The following is a 4455-nucleotide window of genomic DNA, read 5'->3' as shown; positions in this document are numbered from 1 at the left end:
CGGAAGAGGTTGGACATGTTCCGCGGGGCGAGGAAGACCCCGTCGGTGGCCACGGCCATGCCGATCCACAAGGCCAAGAGGGCCAGGACCAGGGTGTAGGCCCGGATGTTCTCCCGCAGCCTGCGAACCAAGGCGGACTCTTCGGTGACGGGTGAGATCAACTCTGGCTTGCCCACTGGACTCCAGCTCCCCTACAGATTCTTCGCGGCGGCTGTCGACCGCGCCCCCATGGTGGCCAGGGCCATCACCGCTTCGGCATCGGCCTCGTCGGCATCCAGGATGCCGGCCACCGTCCCCTCGTGCATCACCAGGATCCGGTCACTCATCCCCAGGATTTCAGGCAGCTCGGAGGAGACCATGACGATGGCCATCCCGTCCGCGGCCAGCCGGTCCATGATCTCGTAGATCTGGTACTTGGTCCCCACATCGATGCCCCGGGTCGGCTCGTCCAGCATCAGGATCCGGGGCCTCGTCATCAGCCACTTGGCGATGGAGACCTTCTGCTGGTTCCCCCCGCTCAAAGTCTCGACGGCCGCCTCCAGCCCCGGCACCTTGATGCTCAGCTCCTCCACCAACTGGGCGGCCGAGGCCAGCTCCAGACCCCGGTTGATCACGGGCCCCCGGCTCACCTTGGGCAGGGAGGGCAAGGTGACGTTGCTGGCCACCGAGTGCATGGTGATCAGCCCGCCGTTCCGCCGGTCTTCCACCACCAACCCCACACCCATGGCAATGGCGTCCCGGGACGACCGGAAGCGGCAGGGCTGGCCGTCGATCTCGATCTCCCCCGAGACCTCCACGCCGTACTCCCCGAAGAGGCTCTGCACCAGCTCGGTCCGGCCCGAGCCCATCAAGCCCGCGATGCCGAGGATCTCGCCGCTCCGCACCTCAAAGGAGACATCCCGCACCACGTACCGCTCGGGGTTCTCGGGATGCTTCACCGACCAGTTCCGGACCCGCATCCGGACCGGGCCCGGGCGCCGGGTCTTGGGCGGGTACCGCCCGCTCTGGGGCCGGCCCACCATCATGGCGATGATCCGATCCTCGTCCAGGTCCGCGGTCCGCGCGGTGCCCACCACCTGGCCGTCGCGCAGCACCGTGATCCGGTCGGTGATCTCAAAGAGCTCATCCAGCTTGTGAGAGATGTAGATACAGGAGACGCCCCGGCGGCGGAGCTCCCGCAAGGTCTCCATCAGCCGCTCCACCTCCGTCTCGTTCAGGGCGGAGGTGGGCTCATCGAGGATCAGGAGGCTCACGTCCCGCCGCAGAGCCTTGGCGATCTCCACCATCTGCCGCTGGCCCACGCCCAGGCTCCCCACCAGGACCGTGGGCGGCACGTCCAAACCGACCCGCTCCAGGAGCCTCCGGGCCGCGGCGTTCATCGCCTCCTGCCGGATGACGCCCCAGGCAGCCGGCTCGCCGCCCAGAAAGATGTTCTCGGCGACAGTCAGCTGGGGGACCAGGGCCAGTTCCTGGTGGATGATGCTGATGCCTTTGGCTTCCGAATCCCGGGTGCCCGTCAGGCGCAGGGGCTCCCCGCGGAAGAAGAGCTCCCCCTCGTAGGTGCCATACGGGTAGACGCCGCTGATGATCTTGACCAGCGTCGACTTCCCCGCCCCGTTCTCACCGCAGAGGCCCAGGATCTCGCCGGGCCGCACATCGAGGGAGACGTTGTCCAAGGCCCGCGTGCCAGGAAACGCTTTGGTCACATGGCGGATCTCAAGGAGCGTCTTGCCCGATTCCGGCACGACCACGACTCCTCTCCCAGCTCAATCCCGTGCGAAGCCCTGCGCCCGGCCCCCAAAAGGAGCCGGGCGCAGGATGGATCCAGCCTCAGTCCGTCGGCCACTGATCCCGGGGGACGTTCCGGTAGACGTCCTCCAGGCGGTGGAAGCCGCTCTTGACGATGACCTCGTAGAGGTTCTCCTGGGTGACGGGGATGACGTCGACGTAGATCGCGTCCTGCTCAATCCCCTTGGCCTCGTTGACGTACTTGCCGTTGATGCCCGACGGACGCTGGCCCCGGGCCAGCTCCACGGCCGCCTGCATGCCCGCCTCCACCAGGAGCCGGACGTCCTTGAAGATGGTGACGGTCTGGGTGCCCTCCGCGATCCGCTGGCAGGCCACCAGGTCCGCATCCTGCCCCGAGACGGCCACCAGGCCCGCCAGCCCCTGCTCGGCCAGAGCCTGGATGGCGCCGCCGGCGGTACCGTCGTTGGAGGCGATGATGGCGTCAATCCGGTTGCCGTGGGCGGTCAGGGCGTTCTCGGTGTGCTTGAGGGCCTGCTCCGGGCTCCAGGCGTCGCACCACTGCTCGCCGATCAACTCGATGGCGCCGCTGTCAATCAAGGGCTGGAGCACCTGGAAGTGTCCCTGCCGGACCAGGTAGGCGTTGTCGTCGGTGGGCGAGCCGCCGAGCCAGAAGTACCTGCCGGTCGGGACCCGCTCGACGATGGCCCGGGCCATCTCGGCGCCCACCCGGACACTGTCGAAGGACACGTAGATGGCATCCGGATGGTAGATGGCCACGTCGTAGGCAATGGTGGGGATGCCTTCGCTGGAGGCCATCTCCACCGCGGCCGCGGCCGTGTCGCTGTTGCGGGCGATGATGATGATCACATCCACGCCCCGGGCGATGAGGTTCTCGATCTGGGAGTTCTGGACGAACTCGTCGTTGTTGGCGTCGGTGAAGATGATGTCAACGCCCAGTTCCTTCGCCTTCTCCGCCATCATGTCCCGCTCGCGGGCCCAGCGCTCCTCCGAGAGGCTGCGGATGGAGACGCCAATGGTGATCTTGTCATTGGCCGCCAGAGCCGGAACGACACTCCCCAGGAAGATCAGCAGGGCGGTGCACAGCGCGATGCCCAGCGCGAACCGCTTCATCGTGTGTCCTCCTTTTCATGAGGTCGTTTTGCCGTCGCTCCATCCAACCGAGCCGACTCCCCTCAGGCAGGACTCCCCTCAGGCGTTCACCTCGCTTCGGGACGGGCCCTGGGGCACCGTCCCCTGTGAACTGAGCTTGCCAGCCAACTCACGCACCCTCGTGGGGGCGCGGCAGAGGTTCCAAGCTTCCCGGCTGCGGGGTCCGGGTGCGGATCAGGTACCGCTCGATCCACCCCCGGGCCCGGTCCGGATGCTCCGTCGCCCAGACGATGGAGGCGTGGTCCATGGCGTTCACCCGCTCGGCCGCGGCGTTGATGGCCTCGATGGAGATCCGGACCGCCTCCTCCACCGGCATCCGCTCGGGGTTGAGATCCAGCCCGAAGTGCTCCTGGTAGCCGTGCATCTTCAACGCGTAGAGGGCGGCGTCCAACTGCTCGGGCGCGACCGCTCCCACCGGCAGGTCCAGGTCGTACCCGCCCAGAGGCTGGCTGTTCCAGTGGGTGTGGGCCAGCCGCCCCGCTTCCAGTACCAGGCTAAAGGCATAGGCCAGGTCCTCGTAGGCCATCCGCATGTGCCCCACCTCAGGGTTGAGGCAGACCAAGGCGGTCCCTTCCTCCAGAAGCCGCCGGTTCTCGGGATGGGTGAGCCGCGCCTCCACCTGGCTGGCCAGGAGCAACCCTTCGGCCGTGGTCCCGAAGAGGATGTGACCCCGAGGCTCGTAGGGCTTGGGCTCGAAAGCCACCCGCACTCCCGGCACTGCATCCATGGCTTCGGCCAGCCCCTCAACGAAGCGGCGCCTGGCGGCGGCCATGTTGAGGCCGAAGGGCTGCTCGTACCCGTCAATCCCCGGCCAGAGCACGGCGAAGTCGGTATCCAGTTCCTTGTTCAGCTCCAAGGCCCGGATGGTGCGGTCGATGGCCATCCGGCGCACCTCAGGCAAGGGCGACGAGAGGGACCCGAACTCGAAGATTCGATCAAAGAAGAGGTGGGGGATCACGGTGAGGATCCGGATCCCGGTGGACGCGGCGAAGCTCTTCCACGTCTCCAGGTTCTTCTCGTTGATCTCGTTGGGGTAGTGGGCCTCCACACCGACCACGCCCCAGGAGGCCAGCGACGCGATCCGCTCCAGGCGCTCCTCGATGCTGGCCGGATCTTGGTAGGGTTCGTGGAACCGGTTGGCGGCCGGGCTGAAGAACCACACCCCCACCGAGTACCGGGGCTCCAGGCGGAATTCGTTCAGGTGCCGGACCAAGTCGTCCCCTTCCCTGATGACGGCCTGCCCCCGCAGGTCTTGAAGCGGCATACCTTCCCCTCCCCAGCCCGCCCGGAATGACGCTCCGGGTCACTCAAGGCGGACCATGCACCATTCTCCAGCCTTCTTGGCCAAGGGCTTAGTTTGTTTAGCCCTCATACTAAGTGGGCTCGTCTCTCCTTCGGCAAGGAACTTGGTTTTCCTTCCCTCCTCGGGTGTTCTGTCAAATGGCGCTCAGATCGCTCTTCTCCCAATTCACGTGGCTCTTACGGGAATGCGACCCGCCGCGCCTAGTCGGCCCTCCCGCCTAAGGCCCCCTCACC

The 4455-nt window shown here is 66.7% G+C and carries 3 protein-coding genes; all 3 read right to left on the bottom strand.

Annotated features, from left to right (window positions below):
• Positions 1–191 precede the first annotated feature (191 nt).
• A complete protein-coding gene (locus FWJ67_RS10615; protein WP_414482802.1) occupies positions 192–1745 on the bottom strand; it encodes a sugar ABC transporter ATP-binding protein in 1554 nt (517 codons plus the stop codon).
• Positions 1746–1830: 85 nt separating this feature from the next.
• The gene (locus FWJ67_RS10610) at positions 1831–2880 is read right to left on the bottom strand and encodes a sugar ABC transporter substrate-binding protein (protein ID WP_414482164.1); all 1050 of its coding nucleotides are present in this window, start codon (positions 2878–2880) and stop codon (positions 1831–1833) included.
• 148 nt (positions 2881–3028) lie between these two features.
• Positions 3029–4183 carry a TIM barrel protein gene (locus FWJ67_RS10605; protein ID WP_414482163.1) on the bottom strand — a complete coding sequence of 385 codons (1155 nt, stop codon included), beginning with the start codon at positions 4181–4183 and terminating at the stop codon, positions 3029–3031.
• Positions 4184–4455: the final 272 nt, after the last annotated feature.

The sequence above is a fragment of the Limnochorda sp. genome (assembly GCF_047459355.1).
In the GTDB taxonomy this organism is placed as follows: Bacteria; Bacillota; Limnochordia; order Limnochordales; family Limnochordaceae; genus Limnochorda.
This window is presented reverse-complemented; position numbering and strand designations above follow the sequence as displayed.